Here is a 20,659-nt window from a genome sequence, read left to right as displayed (position 1 = left end):
GAGACATTGACAGTCGCGGCTGCTCCGGGCAGGCTCTGACGAGCTGCGGGAACGCTCCCATCGCCCGTTCCCCCGTCCCTCAGGAGCAATGACGTGGCCCTGACTCCCTTCCGGCGGCGCGCCGTGACCGGTCTCGCCGCCGTCGCCGCGACCCTCGCCGCGGCCGTACCCTTCTCGCCCGCACCGGCCGGCGCGGAACTCCGCGACGGCGTCACCTTCTACACCCCCCGACCGGACCACGGGGCGGTGACCCAGATCGCCGAGCTGACCGCCGCCGGGCGCTACCAGGAGGCGGCCGGGCTGCGCGCCATGATCCGCACGCCCCAGGCGGTCTGGGTGACCGGCGGCTCCCCCGCCGAGGTCACCCGGACCGTCAACGCCGAGGTGCGCCGCGCGGCCGGCAAGAAGACCGTGCCCGTGCTCGTGGCCTACAACATCCCGTTCCGCGACTGCTCGCAGTACTCGGCCGGCGGCGCCACCTCGGTGGCCGAGTACGAGGCCTGGATCGACGCCTTCGCCCGGGGCATCGGCGGCCACGAGGTGGCCGTCATCCTGGAGCCGGACGGCCTCGGCATCATCCCCTGGTACACCACCATCAACGGCACCCAGGACTGGTGCCGCCCGGCCGAGGCCGACGCGGCCACCGCCGCCACCGACCGGTTCGCCATGCTCCACCACGCCGTCGACCGGCTCGCCGCGCTGCCGCGTACCAGCGTCTACCTCGACGGCACGCACAGCGCCTGGCTGGGCGTCGGAGACGCCGCCGACCGGTTGGTCAAGGCCGGCGTCGCCAAGGCCGACGGCTTCTTCCTCAACGTCTCCAACTACGAGACCACCGAGCGCCAGCTCAAGTACGGCGACTGGATCTCCAAGTGCGTCCACTACGGCACCGCGGGTCCCGAGTGGGCGCGCGGCCACTTCGACTGGTGCGCCAGCCAGTACTACCCGGCCGACCCGGCCGACTTCAGCACCTGGGGCCGCACCGACGCCTGGTACGCCGAGAACGTCGGGGAGGTGCCGGCCGACCGGCTCGCCCACTTCGTGGTGGACACGAGCCGCAACGGGCAGGGCCCGTGGACCCCGCCGGCCGGCGCGGGCTGGCCGGACCCGCAGACCTGGTGCAACCCGCCGGACCGGGGCCTGGGCGTGCGCCCCACCACCGCGACCGGTGACCCGCTGGCCGACGCGTTCCTCTGGGTGAAGACGCCCGGCCAGTCCGACGGGCAGTGCGACCGGGGCACCGGCACCGGGCTCGACCCGGCGCGCGGCGGCACGGCCGACCCGGCTGCCGGCGCCTGGTTCGACGAGCAGGCCCTCGAACTGGTCCGGTACGCCAACCCGCCGCTGCGCTGACCCGCCGGACCGGGCCGGGGCGGCTCGAACAATGCCCCGGCCCGGCCGCGCGCGCCAGATCAGCGCAGCGCCCACCCGCTGGCCCGGCCGTTGCGGGTCCGGCTGGTGATCCGGCGGGCCGGCCAGCGGCCGTTGCCGCCCGAACGGCCGACCCAGAACGGCGAGAGCCGCCACATCGGGTGGGTGGTGGTGTCGCCCGGCCCCGCGATGGCGATGGCCTCCCGGTCGGCGTACCCGTGCCGCCGGAACAGGTCCCGGTCGGCCTCGGTGAACGCCTCCGCGTACGTCGGGAGGCTCAGGGTGTCCATCCAGCGCTGCGATCCGATGAGCGCCGCGGCGGCCCGGCGGACGGCCGCCGGGCCGGGCGCGGCCAGCAGCGCGAGGTGGTTGTGCGCCTCAGCCGGTCGCCGGGCGGCGAGCGCCTCGTCGAGCCGGAGGAACTGTTCCTCGTCGGGGCCGGCGGCCGCGGCGAGGCGGTCGGCGTACCGGTTGGGCGCCGGGATGGGCCGGTAGCGGTGGAACCAGACGGTCGCCGCCGTGCCGTCCCGCAGCAGGAACGCGTCGCCGAAGAGCATGGCGTGTTCGGTCCAGATCCGGGCCACGGCGGCGAGCACGGCGGTGCGCCGCTGCGCGTCGGGGACGAGCCAGGCCGCGAGCGCGGTGGGGGAGAGGGCCTCGGCGACGAGATCGGCTATCCGGCCGATGTCGCACCAGCGGGCCCGGACGACGGGTGTAGCTGTGCTCATGAAGAACTCCTGGTCACCAGGGTCATCGACAAGTGGAGGGCGCCGGGGTGGTCGTCGGCCGGCGCCGGCCGTGAGCGGCCGTGCAGCTGTCGGTGGAGGGAGCCGGGGCGGTGGGCGGCGGCGGCCGCCACAGCGGGCCGGTCAGGCGGGCCGGGTGCCCGGGCGGGTCGAGCGGGACGCGGGCGCCGGGCCGTCGGCCGGGCGGCAGCGGTGGCCGGTCAGGGCCGGCGGGGTCCATGCGGCGGCGCCGGCGACCGCGGCATCGCCGTGGGCCGCTCCGGCCGATCCGGCGCCGCCGTTGCCGGTCGGGACCGGCGTCGCCGGGACCCGGTCCCGCTCCGATTGCACCGGGCGCGGCCGCTCGGCGCCGGCCGGCGTGGGCCCCGTTGCGGCGGTGGCCTGCGCCGGGCGGTCCACGGTCGTCCGGTGCGGGCCGGGCGCGACCGGGTCTCCGGCAGCGGGCGGGTGGCCGGGCCCGCCGGCGCCGGCCGGGAGGCCGCGGTCGCCGGCGGAGACGTCCGGGGCGGGGTCGCCGGCGTCGGCGTGGGGCGGAGTGCCGGGTGCGCCGGGGATGCCGGTCGCCGGGGGCTCGGCGGGTGGCGGCGTGGTCTCCCGGTCGGCCGGCGGGTCCAGGAGGTCGGTCACCGGCTTGACCGGCTTCAGCACGGGGCCGAGCGGCTCACGCACGGGCTCCAGGCCACGCCACACGGGGCGGAGCACCGGTGCGAGCGGTGTGGTGACCGGGACGAGCACCCCGGCCACCGGGGTGAGCACGCCGGAACCGATCGGCCGGGTGACCGGCCCGAGAACGGCGCCGACGGGGGCGAGCACCCCGTTGCGCAGCGGGTCGGTGACCGGCCGGAGAGCGTCGGTCACCGGGGTGAGCACCCCGGCGCGCACCGGCCCGACGATCGCGTTGAGCGCGCCACCGTGGCCCGGCCGGGGTGCCCGCGGTGCCGGCGTGCCCGCGTCGGGAGCCGGTCGCCCTGCGCCGTCCCCTGTCGATCCGGGACGGGCGGCCGGAGCGGGCCGCCGGCCCTCCGCCCGGGGGGCGGAGGGCTGGTCGGGCCGCGGGCGGAACCGCTCGCGGGTCGGCGTGGCGCGGTGCCGCGGCGCGGGCCGGGCGGCACGGTCGCGCGGGGTGGCTCGCTCGCGTGGCGCGGTGGCGCGGTCGCGTGTCGCGGGTCGGGTGGCGTGTTGGCGCGGCGTGTGCGGGGCGGCGCGGTCGCACGGCGCGGGTGCGGTGGCGTGGTCGCGTGTCGCGGGCCGGGTGGCGTCCGGGGCCCCGCCGACGGGGGCCTCGGCGGACGTGGGGGGAGTGGTGACGGCCCCGAGGAGCGGGTGCAGCGTGTCGGTGACCAAGTCGGCGACGGCGGTCAGCGGCCCGGCGGGCGCGCGCTCGGCGGCGTGGGCGGCGGCGCCGGTGGCGACCTCGTGGGCGGACCAGGCCAGGGCGACCCCGCCGAGCAGCAGGCCGAGGCGCAGCGTGACGCCCACCAGCCGTGCGGCCCGTCGAGTCATCCCGGCACCCCCCGATCTCCGGCCAGCGCCGGCGATCCGCCCGCACTCTACCGAACGAAGTCGGTTGATCACAGCCCGCCGCTGATCGAAATCGGGCGCGTCGCAGATCCGACAGGAGTGGAAAATCCGGCGGCGGGGTACCACCGGGGGTCATGAGCACGAGCACTGTCGACCGCCCCGCCACTGAGACTTCCGCGCCGCCGGCCGGCGTGGTCGCGGTCGTCGCCCACCGGAAGAAGACCTTCGGCGGCGGCCTCGACGAGCTGCGCGCCAACCTGGTCGCCGCCGGGGTCGGCCAGCTCCTCTGGTACGAGGTGCCGAAGAGCCGCAAGGCGCCGAAGAAGGTGCGCAAGGCGCTCGGCAAGGGCGCCGAGCTGGTGCTGGTCTGGGGTGGCGACGGCATGGTGCAGCGCTGTGCCGACACCCTCGCCGGATCGGACGTGCCGATGGGCATCCTGCCCGCGGGCACGGCCAACCTCTTCGCCACGAACCTCGGCATCCCCGCCGACCTGCCCGAGGCGGTCCGGATCGCCCTGCACGGCCGGCGGCGCGAGCTGGACCTGGGCCGGCTCAACGGGGAGCACTTCGCCGTGATGGCCGGCGCCGGGTTCGACGGCGACCTGATCCGCGACGCCGACCGCGAGCTCAAGGGCAGGCTCGGCCGGATCGCGTACGTCTGGACCGGGCTGCGGCACGTCCGCGGCGAGTGCGTACGGACCCGGATCAGGGTCGACGGCGCCGACTGGTTCGACGGCGAGGCGAGCTGCGTGCTCTTCGGCAACGTCGGCACCATCACCGGCGGCATCCCCGCCTTCGACGACGCCCGCCCCGACGACGGCGCGCTGGAGATCGGTGTCTCCACCGCGAGCGGCGCCGTGGACTGGGCCCGCACGCTGGGTCGGATGGCCGCCGGCCGCTCCGAGGAGTCGCCGTTCGTCCGGATCACCCGGGGGCGGAAGGTGACCGTCCGCTTCGCCGAGCCGAAGACGTACGAGCTGGACGGGGGCGCGCGGGGCACCGCGAAGAAGCTGAAGGTGAAGACGGTTCCGGGTGCGCTGACCGTCTGCTGCCCCGACCCGGCGGAGTGACCCCCGGCCCGCGCCGCCCCGAACCGGACGGGGCAGGATGCGGGCATGGACTCCGACGTGCGCCGCTACCTCGACGAGCTGGTCGGGCGGGCCCGGGCGGTGCTCGGCGACGACCTCGTCGGCGCGTATGCGGCCGGCTCGGTGGGGCTGGGCGCGTACCAGCCGGGGCGCAGTGACGTGGACGTGGCCCTGGTGGTCGTCCGGCCGGTCGCCGGGCCGGTGAAGCGGGCGCTGGTGGACCGGCTGCGGCACGAGGCGCTGCCCTGCCCGGCGCGCGGCCTGGAACTGGTGGTCTACCGGCGGGACGTGGCCGGCTCCGGCACGCCCGAGCCGGGTTTCGAGGTCGAGCTGAACACCGGCGCCACCATGCCGTTCCGGGCCACCTGGGACCCGGCCGACCGGCCCGCCGCCGACGGGCGGTTCTGGTACGCGCTCGACCGCAGCATCCTGCGCCAGTCGGGGCTGGCCCTGCTCGGCCCGCCCGCCGCCGGCGTGTTCGCCGACCCCGGGCCGGAGGACCTGCGGCGGCTGCTGGTCGAGGCGCTGCGCTGGTGGCTGGCGCTGCCCACCCCGCCCGGCGACGCCCCCGCCCCCGGCGCCGAGGACGCGGTGCTCGGCGCCTGCCGCGCCCTGGTCCGCTGCCGCGACGGCGTCTGGCTGGGCAAGGTGGACGCCGGACGGCGGCTCGCGGCCGACGACCCGGACGGCGGGCTGATCCACCGGTCGATCGCGGCCCGCCGGGGCGGCCCGCCGCCGGCCGGACCCGAGGCCCGCGCCTTCCAGCAGCGGGTGCTGGAGCGGCTCGCCGGGACGCATTGACGCAGGTCGTCGCTCTACTGTAAACAAGGCGTACTGAAAAGTCGGGGAGGTTCCCATGCGACGCTCGGTACTCCTGGCCACACTCCTGCTCGTCCTCGCCACCACGGGCCCGGCCGTCGCCGCGCCCCCGTCCGCGCCGGCGCCGCTGGCGGCCACCCCGATCCAGATATACGGCGCCTGGCACTGCGGCGACGACTTCTGCACCTGGGGCACGGCCCGCACGGTCGCCCAGTTCGACAGCCAGAACCACTGGCTGGTCGACCGCGGCGACGGCCGCCCCTCGGTCAACCTCGTGGTGCTGAGCTTCGTCAACCCGCTCGACCTGCTGCGCCAGACCACCGACGCCACCACCCTCGACGGGGTGCCGCGCGGCATGACCGGCGAGATCGTGCAGTACTTCACCGCCCGCGGCGTCCGGGTCATGCTCTCCATCGGCGGCATCACCTACACCGACGACTGGGACACCGCGCTCGCCGAGAACCCCACCCTGCTCGGGCAGCGGGCCGCCGCCGTGGCCACCCGGCTGGGCGTCGGCATCGAGATCGACTACGAGCAGAACACCGGCCCGAACCTGGCGGGCCTCCAGTCCTTCATCGACGCCTACCGGGCCGTCCACCCGTACGACGCCACCGGCGCCCGCGCGCCGGCCCGGCTCACCATCGACGTGGCCGCCGGCGACCGCTGGCTGATCGACCTCAACCGCAAGGCCACCGCCGACTGGTTGCGCACCGACACGCCGGTCCTCGACTACGCCAACGCCATGGTGACCGCCCGGCCCGTCTCGGCGAGCACCGCCCAGGCGAACTGGCAGGAGCACGTCGACGGCAAGGCGCAGTACAGCCCGCCGGTGCCCCCGCTCGCCCCGGCCAAGTTCACCGGCGCGGTCTACCTCGCCTACGGCGGCAAGCCGCTGCCCGAGTGCGTCGACTACGCCACCTCGGTGCAGAAGGCCGCGGCCCCGTACGTGCAGAGCGTCGCGCCGCACGGCGCGGGCAGCACGGCCGGCATGCTGGGCTTCATGTTCTGGGCGGCGGAACGGCCCGCCACCCGGGGCATCGGCACCGTGCCGCCGAACACCTGCGAGGGCGGCGCGGGCGCCGGGGCGACCGCGCTCGCCGTGCCGGTGCCCATGCCGGCGCTGCGGCAGGGCTGACCCGACCACCACGCACAAAGGACCCGCACCCTCGACCGGGTGCGGGTCCCCTGCGTGGTTGCTCAGTAGACGGTCACGCCGTACGCGCTCGCCGCCTCGGTGACCGGCTGGTAGAAGGTGGTGCCGCCGGTGCGGCAGTCACCGCTGCCGCCGGAGGTGATGCCCAGCGCCTTGGTGCCGTCGTAGAGCGGGCCGCCCGAGTCGCCCGGCTCGGCGCAGACGGTGGTCTGGATCATGCCCCGGACCGTGCCGCCGCCCTGGTAGCGGACGGTCACGTTCAACGCGGTCACCGTGCCGCTGTGGGTGCCGGTGGTCGACCCGGTCCGCTTCACCGACTCACCCACGACGGCGTTCGCGGCGGTGTAGCCGCCCGGGTGGCTGAGCGCGGCGTTGTCGTATCGGACCAGGGCGTAGTCGTTGCCCGGGAAGCTGGAGCTGATGGTCGGGCCGATCAGGGTCTTGAGCCCCGAGTCGGTGTACCAGGTCTTGGCGACGTTGCCGCAGTGCCCGGCGGTGAGGAAGTAGTAGACGTTCGACTTCACCACGTTGAACCCGAGCGAGCAGCGGTATCCGCCGCCGTAGATGGCGTTGCCGGCCGACAGCAGCGGGCGGAAGGTGCCCCGGGCCCGGTCGACCCGGATGGCGCCCGCCGCGGTGCCGGCGCTCTTCTTGACCGCGGCCACCTCGGCGGCGGAGACGCTGTCGTCCGCGGTCACCACGACGCGGCCGGAGCCGGCGTCCACGCGCCAGGCGATGCCCTGCACGCCGGAGGCGGCGACGGCGGCGTCGGCGCGGGCCAGTTGGTCGGCGGTGTAGCTCGGCGCGGCCGAGGCGGCGCCGGGAACGGCGAAGGCGCCGGCGGCCACCAGGCCGACGGTCGCGGCGAGCAGGGGAGTGAGTCGGCTTCGGCGGATTCTCACGGTCTTCTCCTCGGACGGTGAAGGCCGCCGGTTGCGTCGGCGTCCATGCCGTGCCGCCGGGGTCGGTTCGGGGTGCGACCTCGACGAACGCTGTAGCGGCGAGTATCCACCCAGGTCGATGTCGGGGCAAGGGGTCGGCGGCGCGCCGTCCGCTCCTGACTAGGGTGGGTCGCGGGAGGTGCGGCGACCATGGTCGAACTGAGCGGCGACGCGCGGGACGGACTGGAGGCGGTGGTGCCCGGCGGGGTGGCCACCCGGGCCGCGGACCGGCTCCGGCTGGCCCACGACGCGTCGCACTACCTGCTGCACCCGAGCGCCGTGGTCACGCCGGCCGACGCCGACCAGGTCGCCGCCCTGCTGCGGCACAGCCGCCGCACCGGCACCCCGCTGACCTTCCGCTCCGGCGGCACCAGCCTCAGTGGCCAGGCGGTCACCGACCGGCTGCTGGTCGACACCCGGCGGCACTTCCGCGACCTCGACGTCCTCGACGACGGCCGCCGGGTGCGGGTGCAGCCCGGGGTGGTGCTGCGGCAGGTCAACGCCCGGCTCGCCCCGTACGGCCGCAAGCTCGGCCCGGACCCGGCCAGCGAGTCCGCCTGCACGGTCGGCGGGGTGGTCGCCAACAACTCCAGCGGGATGACCTGCGGCACCGAGTTCAACACGTACCGGACGCTGGAGTCGCTGCTGCTGGTGCTGCCCAGCGGCACCGTGCTCGACACCGGCGCCCCGGACGCCGACGCCCGGCTGCGCGCCGCCGAGCCGGAGCTGCACGCCGGCCTGCAGTGGCTGCGCGACCGGGTCCGGGGCAACCCCGACTCGGTGCGCCGGATCCGCGCCCAGTACGCCATGAAGAACACCATGGGGTACGGGGTGAACGCCTTCCTCGACCACGACGACCCCGCCGACCTGCTGACCCGGCTGGTGGTGGGCAGCGAGGGCACGCTCGCCTTCGTCGCGGCGGCGACGTTCCGCACCGTACCCGTGCACCGGCACGCCGCGACCGGCCTGCTGGTCTTCGACACCCTGGGCGCGGCGATGGCCGCCATGCCGGCGCTGGTGGCCGCCGGGCCGGCGGCGATCGAGCTGCTCGACGCGGCGGCCCTGCGGGTGGCGCAGGGGGACCCGCGGGCGGACGCCGCGCTGCGCGGCCTGGCGGTCCGCGACCACGCGGCGCTGCTGGTCGAGTGGCAGGAGTCCGACCCGGAGGCGCTGGCCGAGCGGGTCGCCGCCGCCCGGCTGGTCCTGGCCGACCTGCCGCTGACCACCCCGGCCCGGCTCAGCGGCGAGGCCGCCGCCCGCGCCGCGCTCTGGCACATCCGCAAGGGCCTGTACGCGGCGGTGGCCGGCGCGCGCCCGTCCGGCACCACCGCGCTGCTGGAGGACATCGCCGTCCCGGTCGAGGCCCTCGCCGGCACCTGCGCCGCGCTCGCCGACCTCTTCGACCGGCACCGGTACGAGGAGAGCGTCATCTTCGGCCACGCCAAGGACGGCAACCTGCACTTCATGCTCAACGAGCGGTTCGCCGGCGGCGCGGCCCCGGCGCGCTACGCCGACTTCACGGAGGAGATGGTCGACCTGGTCCTCGGCCACGGCGGCACGCTCAAGGCCGAGCACGGCACCGGCCGGGTCATGGCCCCGTACGTGCGCCGCCAGTTCGGCGACGAGCTGTACGCGGTGATGCGCGAGGTCAAGACGCTCTGCGACCCGGACGGCGTGCTCAACCCGGGGGTGCTGCTCAGCGACGACCCGGAGATCCACATGCGGCACCTGAAGACCGTGCCCACCGTGGAGGAGGAGGTGGACCGGTGCGTCGAGTGCGGCTACTGCGAGCCGGTCTGCCCCAGCCGCGACCTGACCACCACGCCCCGGCAGCGGATCGTGCTGCGCCGGGAGATCGCCGCGGCCCGCGCCGACGGGAACCCGGCCCTGGCCCGCGAGCTGGAGGAGGCCTACGACTACGACGCGGTGGACACGTGTGCCGTGGACGGCATGTGCGCCACCGCCTGCCCGGTCCTGATCAACACCGGCGACCTGGTGCGGCGGCTGCGCGCCGACCGCACCGGCGGGGTGGCGCAGGCCGGCTGGCGGGGCGCCGCGCGCGGCTGGGGCGCCACCACCCGGGGCATGGCCCGCGGGCTCGACCTGGCCGGCGCGCTGCCGCCCGCGCTGCCCGAGGCCGCCACTCGGGCCGCCCGCGCGGTCCTCGGCGCCGACCGGGTCCCGCAGTGGCGGCGTGACCTGCCCCGGGGCGGCCGGCCGCGCCGCCCCCGCCCGGCCGACGAGCCGGACGCGGTCTTCGTCCCGTCCTGCCTCGGCACCCTGTTCGCGCCCGCCGAGGGCGGCTCCGGCGTGGCCGCCGCCCTGCTCACCCTCGCCGACCGGGCCGGCGTACGCCTGCTCGTGCCCGAGGGGATCGGGAGCATGTGCTGCGGCACGCCCTGGTCCTCGAAGGGCCTCACGGCCGGCTACGAGGCGGTGCGCGACCGGGTGCCGCCGGCGCTGCGCGCGGCCAGCCGCGACGGCGCGCTGCCGCTGGTCAGCGACGCCGCCTCCTGCACCGAGGGCTTCGCGAAGCTGCTCGCCGGGGCCGGCGACCTGCGGGTGGTCGACGCCGTCGCGTACGCGGCCACCGAGCTGCTGCCCCGGCTCACCGTGCGCCGCCGGCTCGGCTCCCTCGCGTTGCACCCGACCTGCTCGTCCACCCGGCTCGGGCTGGACGACGCGCTGCTCACCGTGGCCCGCGCCGTCGCCGACGAGGTGGTGGTGCCCGACGGCTGGCAGTGCTGCGGCTTCGCGGGCGACCGGGGGCTGCTGCATCCCGAGCTGACCGCGTCGGCGACCCGCGCCGAGGCCGCCGCCGTCACCACCCGCTCCTTCGACGGGTACGCCTCGGTCAACCGCACCTGCGAGATCGGCATGGCCCGGGCCACCGGGCAGCCGTACCGCCACCTGCTCGAACTGCTGGCCGACGCGACCGCCTGACGGCGGCGGGTAGCATCCCGCGACGTGCTGCGCAGTTGGTGGATGGCCGGTCTGATGCTGGTGGTCGGGGTGCTCGCCGCGCTCCGCGCGGCCACCCCGGTGGTGGGGGCCGTCGAGTTCCTGGTCTTCGTGGTGCTGGCGGTGCTCTTCTCGCCGCTGGCGTTCCCCAGGTCGCTGCCCGCCGCCGAGGCGCGGGAGCGCAGCGCGCGCGACGGCCGGCCGGTGGTCTACTGGCGGCCCGGCTGCCGCTATTGCCTGCGCCTGCGACTCCGGCTGGGTCGCCGGGCCGGCCGGGCACACTGGGTGAACATCTGGCGCGACCCCGACGGGGCGGCGGCGGTCCGGGCGGTCACCGGAGGCGACGAGACCGTCCCGACCGTGGTGCTGCGCGACGAGGCCGTGGTGAACCCGGAGCCGGCCTGGCTGCGCGACCGCCTGCCGGCCTGACGGTCCGCCGCGGCGGCGCCTCCCGGAACCGGCGCGCCCGACGCGAGCGCTGCGGCTCGCCGGGCCGGTGCGGATCTCCCGGGCGAGGGCGCGGGGTGCCGGGGTGCGGCCGGCGGCGGACGGGCAGACTGGTGCCGTGGACGGGATGCGGGAACTGCTCGGGGTGGACGTGCCGGTCGTCGCGGCGCCGATGGCCGGCGGGCCGACCACCACCGGGCTGGCGGCGGCGGTGGGCGCGGCCGGGGCGTTCGCGTTCCTGGCGGCCGGCTACAAGACGCCGGAGGCGCTGGCCGCGGAGGTCGCCGACCTGCGCACCACCGGCCGGCCGTTCGGGGTGAACGTCTTCGTGCCCACCCCGGTGCCGGTGACGGAGGCGGAGTTCCGCCGCTACGCCACCCGGATCGCCGCCGAGGGCACGCCCTACGGCCTGGACCTGGCGGCCGCCGTGCGCACCGAGGACGACGACCACTGGGCGGCGAAGCTGGACCTGCTGCTCGCCGACCCGGTGCCGGTGGTCAGCTTCACGTTCGGCCTGCCCCCGGAGCCGGTGGTCCGCGACCTGCGGCGGGCCGGCAGCCGGGTGCTGGTCACGGTGACCGACCCGGCCGAGGCGGCGGCCGCGGCCGACCTCGGGGTGGACGGGCTGGTTGCGCAGAGCGGCGCCGCCGGCGGGCATCTGGGCACCTTCACCCCGGCCGCCCCGCCGCCGCTCCGCCCGCTGCCCGAACTGGTCGCGCTGATCGCCGGCCGCGCCGGGTTGCCCGTGCTGGGCGCGGGCGGGGTCGGCGTCGCCGACGACGTCCGGGCCGCACTCGCCGCCGGCGCCGTCGGGGTGCTGGTCGGCACGGTGCTGCTGCGGGCCGACGAGAGCGGCACCGGCCAGACCCACCGTGACGCGCTGGCCGACCCGCGGCGGGACCGGACGGTGGTCACCCGCGCCTTCACCGGCCGGCCGGCACGCGGGCTGCGCAACGACTTCATCGACCGGCACGAGACGGCGGCCCCGCTGGGCTACCCCGCGCTGCACCACCTGACCCGGCCGCTGCGGGTCGCCGCGGCGCAGGCCGGGGACGCCGAACGTCTGCACCTGTGGGCCGGCACCGGCTGGCGCGGAGCCCGGGCCGCCCCGGCCGCCGACGTCCTCACGGACCTGACCCGCACCCTCTGACCCACACAGAACAAGGCGTTGTCGACTGCCGAGCACCTTTGGGAAATCACCCGGTGCGGGTGATGCCCAGCGACAACTTGTGTTCCTACGGTCAACGCATGGCCGACGACCGTCCGACGCCTGCCGATCCGACGCCTCACCTCGCCGCGGCGAAGCGGAACGGCGCGCGGCAGCGGGATCTTCCGCCCGAACTCGACCCGGGTTCGATCGCCGTGCTCAGTGGTGCCACTTTCATGTACTCCGACCCCGTCGGTGACATCCCGGTGGGCTCGATCGGTGGGCTCGTTCATCTCGACACCCGGCTGCTGAACCGGTGGATGCTCACCGTGAACGGAGCACCGCTGCTGGTTCTCCGCTCCGGTACGGTCGACCACTACTCGGCGGAGTTCTACCTGGCCAATCCGGAACTGCCGGACCTGCCGGCGGACGCCCTCACGGTCCGCCGACGCCGCTATCTCGGGGACGGCGTGCATGAACGGATCGAACTGCACTACTCAGCCACTGAACCCGTCCGTGTCGAGCTGCGGCTGGGGGTCGGCAGCGATTTCGCCGACCTCTTGGAGATCAAGTCCGGTGTGCGGGAACGCGCCGAGGCCATCGCCCGACGGCATCGAGCGGACAGCGGTCGACTGCTGTTCCGATACGAGAACGGCGACTTCGTCGCCCAGACCGAGGTGCATGCGTCGCCGGTACCGGACCGGGTGGACGGTGACGACTTCGTCTGGGTGCTCGAACTTCCGGCCGGTGGTGACTGGTGTGTCGATCTGAAGGTCTCCCTCCCGCCGGGCATGGGGGTGGTGGAGCCGGTACGGGGGGACTTCGAGGACGTCTTCCGGCACAGCGCCGTCGATCCTGCCGCCCGGTGGCGCTCGGTGGTCGGGCGCTTCAGCAGCGACAGCAACCTGTTCGAGCAGGTCGTCGAGCAGACCCTCACGGACCTGGTCGCACTGCGCCTGGAAGCCGAAATGAACGGACAACGAGTCGCCCTGCCGGCAGCCGGACTGCCGTGGTTTCTCACCTTCTTCGGACGGGACACGCTGATCACGGCCTACCAGACACTCCTCGGCGGCCCACGCCTGGCCAAGGGGGCCCTGGTGGCGCTCGCCGGGTTGCAGGGCCGCAAGGTCGATGACTTCACCGACGAGGAGCCGGGCAAGATCCTGCACGAGGTGCGCAACGGCGAGTTGACCCGGACCGGGCAGAGGCCCTACGGCCCGTATTACGGCACCGCGGACGCGACCCAGCTCTGGCTCATCCTGCTCTCCGAGTACTGGCGGTTCACCCACGACGACGAACTGGTCCGGTCGCTGCGCCCCAACGCCCTCGCCGCGCTCGAGTGGATCGACCGGTACGGCGACCGCGACGGCGACGGCTACGTCGAGTACCTGACCCGGTCCCCGGAAGGGCTGGGCAACCAGTGCTGGCGTGACTCGTGGGACGGGGTCCGGTTCTCCGACGGCCGGTTGCCGGTCCTGCCGATCGCCACATGTGAGATCCAGGGCTACACCTACGACGCGAAACTGCGCCTGGCTGAGCTGTCCGAGGGTCCCCTCGACGATCCTGACCTGGCACGCCGCCTGCGGGCGGACGCCGAGCGGCTCCGGGCCGCGTTCAACCGGGATTTCTGGGTCGAGGAGCGGGGTGGGTACTACGCCGTCGGGATCGACGGTGACAAGAATCGGATCGACTCCATCACCTCCAACATGGGACACCTGCTGTGGAGTGGGATCGTGCCGGAGGAGCGCGCCGGGCAGGCGGTGCGGCAGTTGATGGCGGACTCGATGTTCTCCGGTTGGGGGATCCGCACGCTGTCGATGGACGAAGCGGCGTACAACCCGATCGGATACCACCTCGGCACGGTGTGGCCGCACGACAACTCCATTGCGGCGCTCGGAATGGCACGCTACGGCTACCGGGAGGAGGCGAACCGGGTCTGCCTGGCGCTGTTGGAGGCCGCGAAGGCATTCAGCTTCCGACTGCCGGAGGCGATCGCCGGCTATCAGCGGGGGCGCTCGACCTGGCCGGTGCAGTATCCCACGGCGTGCAGCCCGCAGGCCTGGGCGGCGGGTGCGCCGCTGAACTTCCTCCGGTGCATGCTCGGCCTCGACGCGATAGGCGGCAAGCTGGTGGTCGACCCGCAGGTCCCCAAGGAGATCGGACGGATCATGATCAGCGGGGCGCGGGCGTTCGGTCGGCACTGGGACATCGAGGCCGTGGGCTCCACCGGATACGTCCGGCTGGCCGAGCCCTGACCGGTCGCGCCGGCGACATTCGTCCCCAAGATCCGCAGCAGCCGGCGGCGGTGTGGCGTCGATCCCCGGGCGGGGCGAGGCCGGACGGGTCTACGGTGCGAGAGGGTGCCGTCGACGGGCGGCGGAACGGGGGCGGCTCCGATGTCCGTAGCACCGGCGGCGCGACCGCTGTCCGGGCGGGTCGCCGTGGTCACCGGCGCGGCGCGCGGCATCGGCCGGGCCGCCGCCGTGGCGCTCGCCGAGGCGGGCGCGGACGTGGCCGGGGTCGACGTGGCCGGTCCGGTGAGCCCGATCCTCGACTTCCCGCCCGCCACCCCGGAGGACCTGGCCGAGACGGGCCGGCGGGTCACCGCCGCCGGAGTGCGCTGGTCCGCGCACGTCGCCGACCAGCGGGACATCGCCGCGGTGCGTGCGGTGGCCGCGGCGGTCGAGCGGGACCACGGCGGCCTCGACGTGCTCTTCGCCAACGCCGGCATCCAGGCCTTCAAGCCCCTGCTGGAGATGGCCGACCCGGACTGGCACGACCAGATCGACGTCAACCTCACCGGCACCGCGAACGTGCTGCGGGTCTTCGCCCCGCTGCTGGTCAGCCGCGGCGGCGGGCGGATCGTGGTCACCTCCTCCACGCAGGGCCAGCACGGCACCACGAACGGAGCGGCCTACTCGGCGTCGAAGTGGGGGCTCATCGGCCTGGTCAAGTCGGCGGCGCTGGAGCTCGGGGCGCACGGGATCACCGTGAACGCGGTGATCCCCGGTCTGGTCGACACCGCCCTGACCCGGCACCAGGACCGCTACGCGCAGGCCATCGTCGAGGGCGGGAAGACGCCGTCCGGGGACACCGCCAACGACGAGCGGAGCGCGGTCGAGGCGCTGCGCGCGAAGACCCCGCTGGGGGTGCCCTGGGTCCAGCCGGAGGACGTCGCGCCGCTCGTGGTGTTCCTCGCCTCGGACGGCGCCAGGATGGTCAGCGGCACCGCGTTCGCCGCCACGGCCGGCGACAGCGCCCACGTGACCGCCTGACCGGCGGCGGTCAGCCGGCGACCGAGGCCAGGTAGCGCTCGGCGGCGTCCGGGGTGAGGAACCAGTCCCGGAAGTCGTTCGGGTCGCTGAACCCGTTGGCGAACCGCCGGGCCACCACCGGGTTGCCGGCGGCCGCGCCGAGCAGCTGCTGCACGTGCGGCGGCAGCGGTTGCAGCATGGCGTTCGTCCAGCCGGTGACGGCCTCGCCGGTTTCCGCCCAGAACCGCTCGAAGGTCCGCGCCATCCAGTCCCGGTCGAACGGCCGGTCGCCGTGCTCCAGGATCGACCCCAGGTACGCGGACGCGCACTTCGCCGCGGTGTTGCTGCCCTGGCCGGTGATCGGGTCGTTGGCCACCACCACGTCGGCCATGCCCAGCACCAGCCCGCCCGAGGGCAGCTCCGCCACCGGGCGGCGCACCGTCGGGGTGTACCGCCCGGACAGCGTGGCCCGCCCGTCGGTCAGCTCCACCTCGGCGCATCGCTCGTAGATCCACGGGGTGTAGCGGCGGGCCAGGTCGAGGGTGAGCTTCAAGTGCTCGGCCGGGTCCCGCCGCTCGGTCCACAGGTCCAGCGGCCCACCGGGCACCGCCTCCCAGAACAGGATCTCGCAGGGACCGGAGTGGGTCAGGGCGGGGATGACGAACAGCTCGCCGAGCCCGGGCACCGCGTTGAAGCTGACGTGCGGCACGGGCAGCAGCGGGTCCGGGGCCATCCCGTGCACGTACGCCACGGCCAGCCCGCGCTGCGGCGCCTCGTACACGGAGCGGGCCGGGTCGCGGTCGAAGACGCCGACCAGGTCGCCCTTGCCGGCGGCCACCACGGTCAGGTCGTAGCGGCCGAGCCGGGCCAGGCCGTCCAGATCGCTGGTGGTGACCGTCTGGTAGAGCACCGTCCCGCCGCGCACCTCGAACAGCTCCAGCCAGTCGGCCATCTTGACCCGCTGGTCGGTGCTCTGCGCCGGCTCGTCCAGCGGGCACGCGATGCGCAGCGCCCGCTCGCCGGGCGGCGCGGAGAGTGAGACGTGCAGCCCGTCGATCCGGGGCGCCCGGTCCCGCCACAGGTCCAACCCGTACCGGCGTTCGGTGGCGAGCGCGGCGCCGAACATGGCCTGGGTGCTCATCACCCAGCCCCGGCGGATCTCGTCGGGGGTCCGGGCGGACATCACGGTGACGTCGTACCCCTCCGACTGCAGGCTGAGGGCGAGCTGGAGCCCGGACTGTCCGGCCCCGACGATCAGGATTCTGCGCATGGTTCCTCCAGGGGTTGAGCTACCGCGCCGCGAGCGCGCCCGCGGCGGGCCGGGGGGTGCGGGACATGGCGTGTTCCACGACCGTCAGCAGCGCCCGCGCCACCGACGACGGGTCGCGGGCGTCGCAGGCGGTCAGGGGTACGCGGGCCGGCAGCGTGAGCGCGGCGCGGACGTCCTCGAGCGGGTGGTGCAGCACCCCGTCGAAGAGGTTCACGCAGACCACGAAGGGCACGTCGCTGTCCTGCTCGAAGTAGTTGACGGCCGGGAACGAGGCGGCCAGGTCGCGGGTGTCGGCGAGCACCAGAGCGCCCACGGCGCCCCGGCACAGGTCGTCCCACATCGGCCAGAACCGGGGCTGGCCCGGCGTGCCGAACAGGTAGAGCACCAGGTCGGGGCCGATGGTGAGCCGGCCGAAGTCCATGGCCACGGTGGTGGTCGTCTTGTCGATGCCGGGGTCCAGCCGGTCGACGGTCTCGCTGGCCGCCGTCATCCACGCCTCGGTGTTGACCGGCGGGATCTCCGAGATGGAGCCGACGCAGGTGGTCTTGCCGACCCCGAAGCCGCCGGCGATGACGATCTTCGCCGAGGTCAGCAGCGGGCTGTCAGGCAAGCTTGCGGAGGCCATCGCGCAGTCTCTCCAGGAGGCGGAAGTCGACGTTGTCGTGGTCGGTGTGGACCAGCAGCCGGTCGGTGGCGGCCAGGTCGTCGACGACGACCCGGGTCACCCCCAGCGAAATCCCGCACACCGCGGAGAGTTCGGCCACCGAACGCGCCGTCCGGCGGGCCTGCTCGTACAGCGAGCGGGCCTCGGGCAGCAGGCCGGCGGCGAACACGGCGTCGTAGTAGGGCACCGACACCAGCGTGTGCACGAGCAGCGGCTGCCGGGTGCGGGTGCGGCCGGCGGTCAGCACGTACGGCCGGACCTTCCAGTACCTGAGCTGCATGATCCTCCTCCTCCGGCCGGTCAGCGGGCCTGGGCGGCGGTCATGCGGTGCAGCTCGTGCCGGACGGCCGGGGTGAGGGCGTGCCACACGGCGCCGACGAACTGCGTCATCCGGTACGACACGACTCGCAGGTCGCAGCCGGGCGCGGCGGCCACCGCGAGGCCCGCGGACTCGCCCACCCGCATGAACAGCAGGTGCCCGCGGGGCAGCCGGACGGTCAGGTACTCGGCGGCGCCCAGCTCCAGCAGCGCGGCGCTGCGGTCGGCCATGCTGAGCAGGCCGGCGGTCAGCGCGGAGAGCTGGTCGCCCAGGTCGCGGCCGACGCCCTGCGAGGCGGCCAGTTGCAGGCCGTCCAGCGACACCAGCATCGCGTGGCTGACCCCGGGCACGTCCTCGACGAACTGCCGGATCAGCCAGGCGCAGTCGGGCGTCCCGTTGCCGGCGCCGGTTCTCGGGTAGGCGTGGCTCATCACTGCCGTCCTTCTCCGTCGGTGGGGGTGCGGGCGTCGCCGACGCCGGCCGCGAAGGCGGCCATCTCGTCCGGCCACGCCTCGGGCGGGGAGCCCGCGCCGGTGTCGGCGGGGGGTCGGGGCGCCGCGACCCGGTCACGGACGCTCTCGGGCACCCGTCGCGGCAGCCCGGTGGTGGGCGGGCTGGTGGTGGGCGGGCTGGTGGCGGGCGGCGGCTCGCCGGCCGGCGAGTCGAGGGTGGCCAGCCGGACGGTCGGGGTGTCGGCACCGTGGTGGGGCGTGGCCATCGGCGCACTCCAGGGGTCGGTTCGGTGCCCGGTCGTTGGCCAGGCCGGTGGCGGCGCGGGCGCCGCGGCGTCCAGGCCCGGGGCCGGGATCTCGCAGAGCAGCGCGCCGGGAACGGCCACGGTCGCGATGGTCCCGCCGGCAGGCCGGGTGGTGAGGGCGACCCGCAGCCCCTGGGCGACGGCCAGGTGGGCGACCACGGCGAGCCCCAGGTGGGCCGCGGGGTCGAGCGCGACCGGGGCGGTGGGCCGGCCGCTGAGCAGGGCGTTGAGCTGGGTCAGGTGGTCGGGGTGCAGGCCCACCCCGGCGTCCTCGACCCGCAGCAGGACGCCGCCGTCCTCGGTGACGAACGCCGACACGGTCACCGGGGCGGTGGGCGGGGAGAACCGGGTGGCGTTGTCCAGCAGTTCGGTGAGCACCCGGATCACGTCGTCGGCGGCGAACTCGACCACCGCCAGTTCGACCACGTGTCCCACCCGGATGCGGGGGTAGTGCTCGACCGCCGAGGCGGCGGCCCGGACCACGTCCACGAGGGGGACGGTCTGCGGGTCGGCGTCTTCGACCCGCCGGCCCAGCAGCACCTGGAGGTTCTCCGCGTGCCGGCGGATCCGGGTGTTCGCGTGGTCGATGCGGTAGAGCCGCTCCAGCCGTTCCGGGTCCTGCTCGTCGGCCTCGACGGCCTCCAGGTGGGCGCCCATCTGGTACGCCGAGGCGAGGATCCGGAGGGCGAACTGCTCGCAGATGGCGGGCCACGGGCCCCGGCCCGCGTCCTCCGGCGGTGGCGGTTCGGGTGTCTCCGGTGGAGAGACGTCCCACCGGGCGACCGTCGGATCCAACCAGCGTGCCGCCCGCTGCCGCCAGGTGCTCCGCCGGATGATGTCACTGCTTCTCACGAAAAGACCGGCCTGTCCGTGATCTTCGGCTCTGGCATGGTGCAGCAGTCAACCACCGGGTGTGCGCTGATTGCAACGGTGCGGGCCAACTTGGGGAGGTTTTCACACACCGGTCGCCGCGCTGCCACAGTTGGGTGATCGTTCCGCGGTCGCGAAACGCAACAGCCGGACGGCGAATTTTTCCCGGCGGATCGGCCGTCAGTCGGCCGGGTGCCCGGTGGGATTCGCCCGAGCGGCGTGCGGCATGATCATGGGAACGGCGTCGAGCGGGCGGGGGACGGGCGGATGACGGTGGAGGTGCCGCGCGGCGGCCGGGTGCTCTTCATCGGCGACAGCATCACCGACGCCGGCCGGGACCGGTCCTGCGCCGACGACCTCGGCACCGGGTACGCCATGATGGCCTCCGCCTGGTTCACCGCCCGTCACCCCCACCACCGGGCCACCTTCCTGAACCGGGGGATCAGCGGCGACCGGGTACGCGACCTGCGGGACCGCTGGGCGACCGACTGCCTGGCCCTCGCCCCGCAGGTGGTGTCGGTGCTCATCGGCATCAACGACACCTGGCGGCGCTACACCCGTGACGACCCGACCAGCGCCGCCGACTTCGCCCGCGACTACCGCCACCTGCTGGAGGCCACCCGGCCGCTGGACGCCCGGCTGGTCCTCGTCGAGCCGTTCGTGGTCCCGCTGGACGACGCGCAGCACGCGTGGCGGGAGGACCTCGACCCGAAGGTCGAGGTGGTCCGCGAGCTCGCCGCCGAGTTCGGCGCGACGCTGGTGGCGGTGGACGAGCTGTTCCAGGCCGCCGGTGTGGACGGGCGGGTGTGGACCCGGGACGGGGTGCACCCCACCCCGTTCGGCCACGCGCTGATCGCCCAGGCGTGGCTGCGCGCGGTCAGCCCGTCGGCCTGAGCCCCCCCATCGACGCCGATCGTGGCTAAGCTCGGCCGATGCACCGCTCCCGGCTGTACGCCCTGATCCTCGACGCCCCCCGCGACGCCGCCGCGCCGGCGGTCGGGTTCTGGTCCGCGGCGCTCGGCGCGCCGACCCGCACCGACCCGACCGAGCCGCAGTTCACCGGCCTGGTGGACGTGGTGCCCGGACTGGTGACCGCGGTGCAGTCGGTGGACGACGCGCCCCGGCACCACTTGGACATCGAGACCGACGACGTGGCCGCCGAGGTGGAGCGGCTGGTGCGCCTCGGCGCCACGCCGGTCTCCCGGTGGCTCGACTGCCACGTGCTGCGGGCGCCGGGCGGTCACCTGCTCTGCGTGATCCCGGTGGCCAGCGACCCGGAGCTGTTCGCCGCGACCGCCACCCGGTGGGACTGACGCGGCGCCCCGGCCGCG

19 protein-coding genes are annotated in these 20,659 nt (G+C 75.1%); 11 read left to right on the top strand and 8 right to left on the bottom strand.

Going from position 1 to position 20,659, the window contains the following annotated elements; all coding sequences use genetic code 11:
* The first annotated feature begins 93 nt into the window (after window positions 1-93).
* Complete coding sequence (locus NLX85_RS27420; protein WP_254339920.1) at window positions 94-1,353, top strand: glycoside hydrolase family 6 protein; 1,260 nt, start codon at window positions 94-96, stop codon at window positions 1,351-1,353.
* 59 nt (window positions 1,354-1,412) lie between these two features.
* On the opposite strand, the gene NLX85_RS27415 is transcribed toward NLX85_RS27420, so the two are convergent.
* Both NLX85_RS27415 and NLX85_RS27410 read right to left on the bottom strand, forming a co-directional pair.
* Window positions 1,413-2,099: a hypothetical protein gene (locus NLX85_RS27415; protein WP_254339918.1), complete on the bottom strand. Its 687-nt coding sequence runs from the start codon at window positions 2,097-2,099 to the stop codon at window positions 1,413-1,415.
* 141 nt (window positions 2,100-2,240) lie between these two features.
* Window positions 2,241-3,620 (bottom strand): hypothetical protein, encoded by a 1,380-nt coding sequence (locus NLX85_RS27410; RefSeq protein ID WP_254339916.1) that lies wholly within the window; start codon window positions 3,618-3,620, stop codon window positions 2,241-2,243.
* A gap of 152 nt (window positions 3,621-3,772) precedes the next feature.
* Here NLX85_RS27410 and NLX85_RS27405 point away from each other — a divergent pair, with 152 nt between their 5' ends.
* Genes NLX85_RS27405 through NLX85_RS27395 form a run of 3 tightly spaced genes read left to right on the top strand, consistent with a single transcriptional unit; the run spans window position 3,773 to window position 6,680 of the window.
* Window positions 3,773-4,708 carry a diacylglycerol kinase family protein gene (locus NLX85_RS27405; protein ID WP_254339914.1) on the top strand — a complete coding sequence of 312 codons (936 nt, stop codon included), beginning with the start codon at window positions 3,773-3,775 and terminating at the stop codon, window positions 4,706-4,708.
* 45 nt (window positions 4,709-4,753) lie between these two features.
* On the top strand, window positions 4,754-5,527 hold the full coding sequence (locus tag NLX85_RS27400; RefSeq protein WP_254339912.1) for a nucleotidyltransferase domain-containing protein: 774 nt from the start codon (window positions 4,754-4,756) through the stop codon (window positions 5,525-5,527).
* 55 nt (window positions 5,528-5,582) lie between these two features.
* Window positions 5,583-6,680 (top strand): hypothetical protein, encoded by a 1,098-nt coding sequence (locus NLX85_RS27395; RefSeq protein WP_254339910.1) that lies wholly within the window; start codon window positions 5,583-5,585, stop codon window positions 6,678-6,680.
* Between the two features lie 62 nt (window positions 6,681-6,742).
* Here the strand turns inward: NLX85_RS27395 and NLX85_RS27390 are convergent, their stop codons facing one another.
* Complete coding sequence (locus tag NLX85_RS27390) at window positions 6,743-7,600, bottom strand: trypsin-like serine protease (RefSeq protein ID WP_254339909.1); 858 nt, start codon at window positions 7,598-7,600, stop codon at window positions 6,743-6,745.
* A 189-nt stretch (window positions 7,601-7,789) separates the two neighbouring features.
* On the opposite strand from NLX85_RS27390, the gene NLX85_RS27385 reads away from it, so the two are divergent.
* The 5 genes from NLX85_RS27385 to NLX85_RS27365 all read left to right on the top strand — a co-directional run bounded on the left by NLX85_RS27385 (window position 7,790) and on the right by NLX85_RS27365 (window position 15,469).
* Window positions 7,790-10,582 (top strand): FAD-binding and (Fe-S)-binding domain-containing protein, encoded by a 2,793-nt coding sequence (locus NLX85_RS27385; RefSeq protein ID WP_254339904.1) that lies wholly within the window; start codon window positions 7,790-7,792, stop codon window positions 10,580-10,582.
* 24 nt (window positions 10,583-10,606) lie between these two features.
* Window positions 10,607-11,029 (top strand): glutaredoxin domain-containing protein, encoded by a 423-nt coding sequence (locus NLX85_RS27380; protein WP_254339903.1) that lies wholly within the window; start codon window positions 10,607-10,609, stop codon window positions 11,027-11,029.
* Window positions 11,030-11,174: 145 nt separating this feature from the next.
* On the top strand, window positions 11,175-12,197 hold the full coding sequence (locus tag NLX85_RS27375) for a nitronate monooxygenase (protein ID WP_254340313.1): 1,023 nt from the start codon (window positions 11,175-11,177) through the stop codon (window positions 12,195-12,197).
* Window positions 12,119-14,449, top strand: coding sequence for a glycogen debranching N-terminal domain-containing protein (locus tag NLX85_RS27370; protein WP_254339902.1), 2,331 nt, complete (start codon window positions 12,119-12,121; stop codon window positions 14,447-14,449). Before NLX85_RS27375 ends, NLX85_RS27370 begins: the two co-directional genes overlap by 79 nt.
* Before the next feature lie 141 nt (window positions 14,450-14,590).
* Entirely contained in the window at window positions 14,591-15,469 is an 879-nt protein-coding gene (locus NLX85_RS27365) for an SDR family NAD(P)-dependent oxidoreductase (RefSeq protein WP_254339901.1), read from the top strand.
* Window positions 15,470-15,479: 10 nt separating this feature from the next.
* On the opposite strand, the gene NLX85_RS27360 is transcribed toward NLX85_RS27365, so the two are convergent.
* From NLX85_RS27360 to NLX85_RS27340, 5 genes are read right to left on the bottom strand one after another with little or no spacing between them, the layout of a single operon-like run.
* Complete coding sequence (locus NLX85_RS27360) at window positions 15,480-16,718, bottom strand: styrene monooxygenase/indole monooxygenase family protein (RefSeq protein ID WP_254339900.1); 1,239 nt, start codon at window positions 16,716-16,718, stop codon at window positions 15,480-15,482.
* 19 nt (window positions 16,719-16,737) lie between these two features.
* Window positions 16,738-17,343, bottom strand: a complete 606-nt coding sequence (locus NLX85_RS27355) for an ATP/GTP-binding protein (RefSeq protein ID WP_254339898.1) — start codon at window positions 17,341-17,343, stop codon at window positions 16,738-16,740.
* Entirely contained in the window at window positions 17,321-17,662 is a 342-nt protein-coding gene (locus NLX85_RS27350) for a DUF742 domain-containing protein (RefSeq protein ID WP_148425567.1), read from the bottom strand. The genes NLX85_RS27355 and NLX85_RS27350 overlap by 23 nt, the downstream gene beginning before the upstream one ends.
* Before the next feature lie 20 nt (window positions 17,663-17,682).
* Window positions 17,683-18,132, bottom strand: a complete 450-nt coding sequence (locus tag NLX85_RS27345) for a roadblock/LC7 domain-containing protein (RefSeq protein WP_254339896.1) — start codon at window positions 18,130-18,132, stop codon at window positions 17,683-17,685.
* Complete coding sequence (locus tag NLX85_RS27340; RefSeq protein ID WP_254339889.1) at window positions 18,132-19,310, bottom strand: sensor histidine kinase KdpD; 1,179 nt, start codon at window positions 19,308-19,310, stop codon at window positions 18,132-18,134. Before NLX85_RS27340 ends, NLX85_RS27345 begins: the two co-directional genes overlap by 1 nt.
* Window positions 19,311-19,595: 285 nt before the next feature.
* On the opposite strand from NLX85_RS27340, the gene NLX85_RS27335 reads away from it, so the two are divergent.
* Both NLX85_RS27335 and NLX85_RS27330 read left to right on the top strand, forming a co-directional pair.
* Entirely contained in the window at window positions 19,596-20,222 is a 627-nt protein-coding gene (locus tag NLX85_RS27335) for an SGNH/GDSL hydrolase family protein (protein ID WP_254339887.1), read from the top strand.
* Window positions 20,223-20,260: 38 nt separating this feature from the next.
* The gene (locus NLX85_RS27330) at window positions 20,261-20,641 is read left to right on the top strand and encodes a VOC family protein (protein ID WP_254339881.1); all 381 of its coding nucleotides are present in this window, start codon (window positions 20,261-20,263) and stop codon (window positions 20,639-20,641) included.
* Window positions 20,642-20,659: the final 18 nt, after the last annotated feature.

Source organism: Micromonospora sp. A3M-1-15 (assembly GCF_024213425.1).
Lineage (GTDB): Bacteria > Actinomycetota > Actinomycetes > Mycobacteriales > Micromonosporaceae > Micromonospora > Micromonospora chersina.
This window is presented reverse-complemented; position numbering and strand designations above follow the sequence as displayed.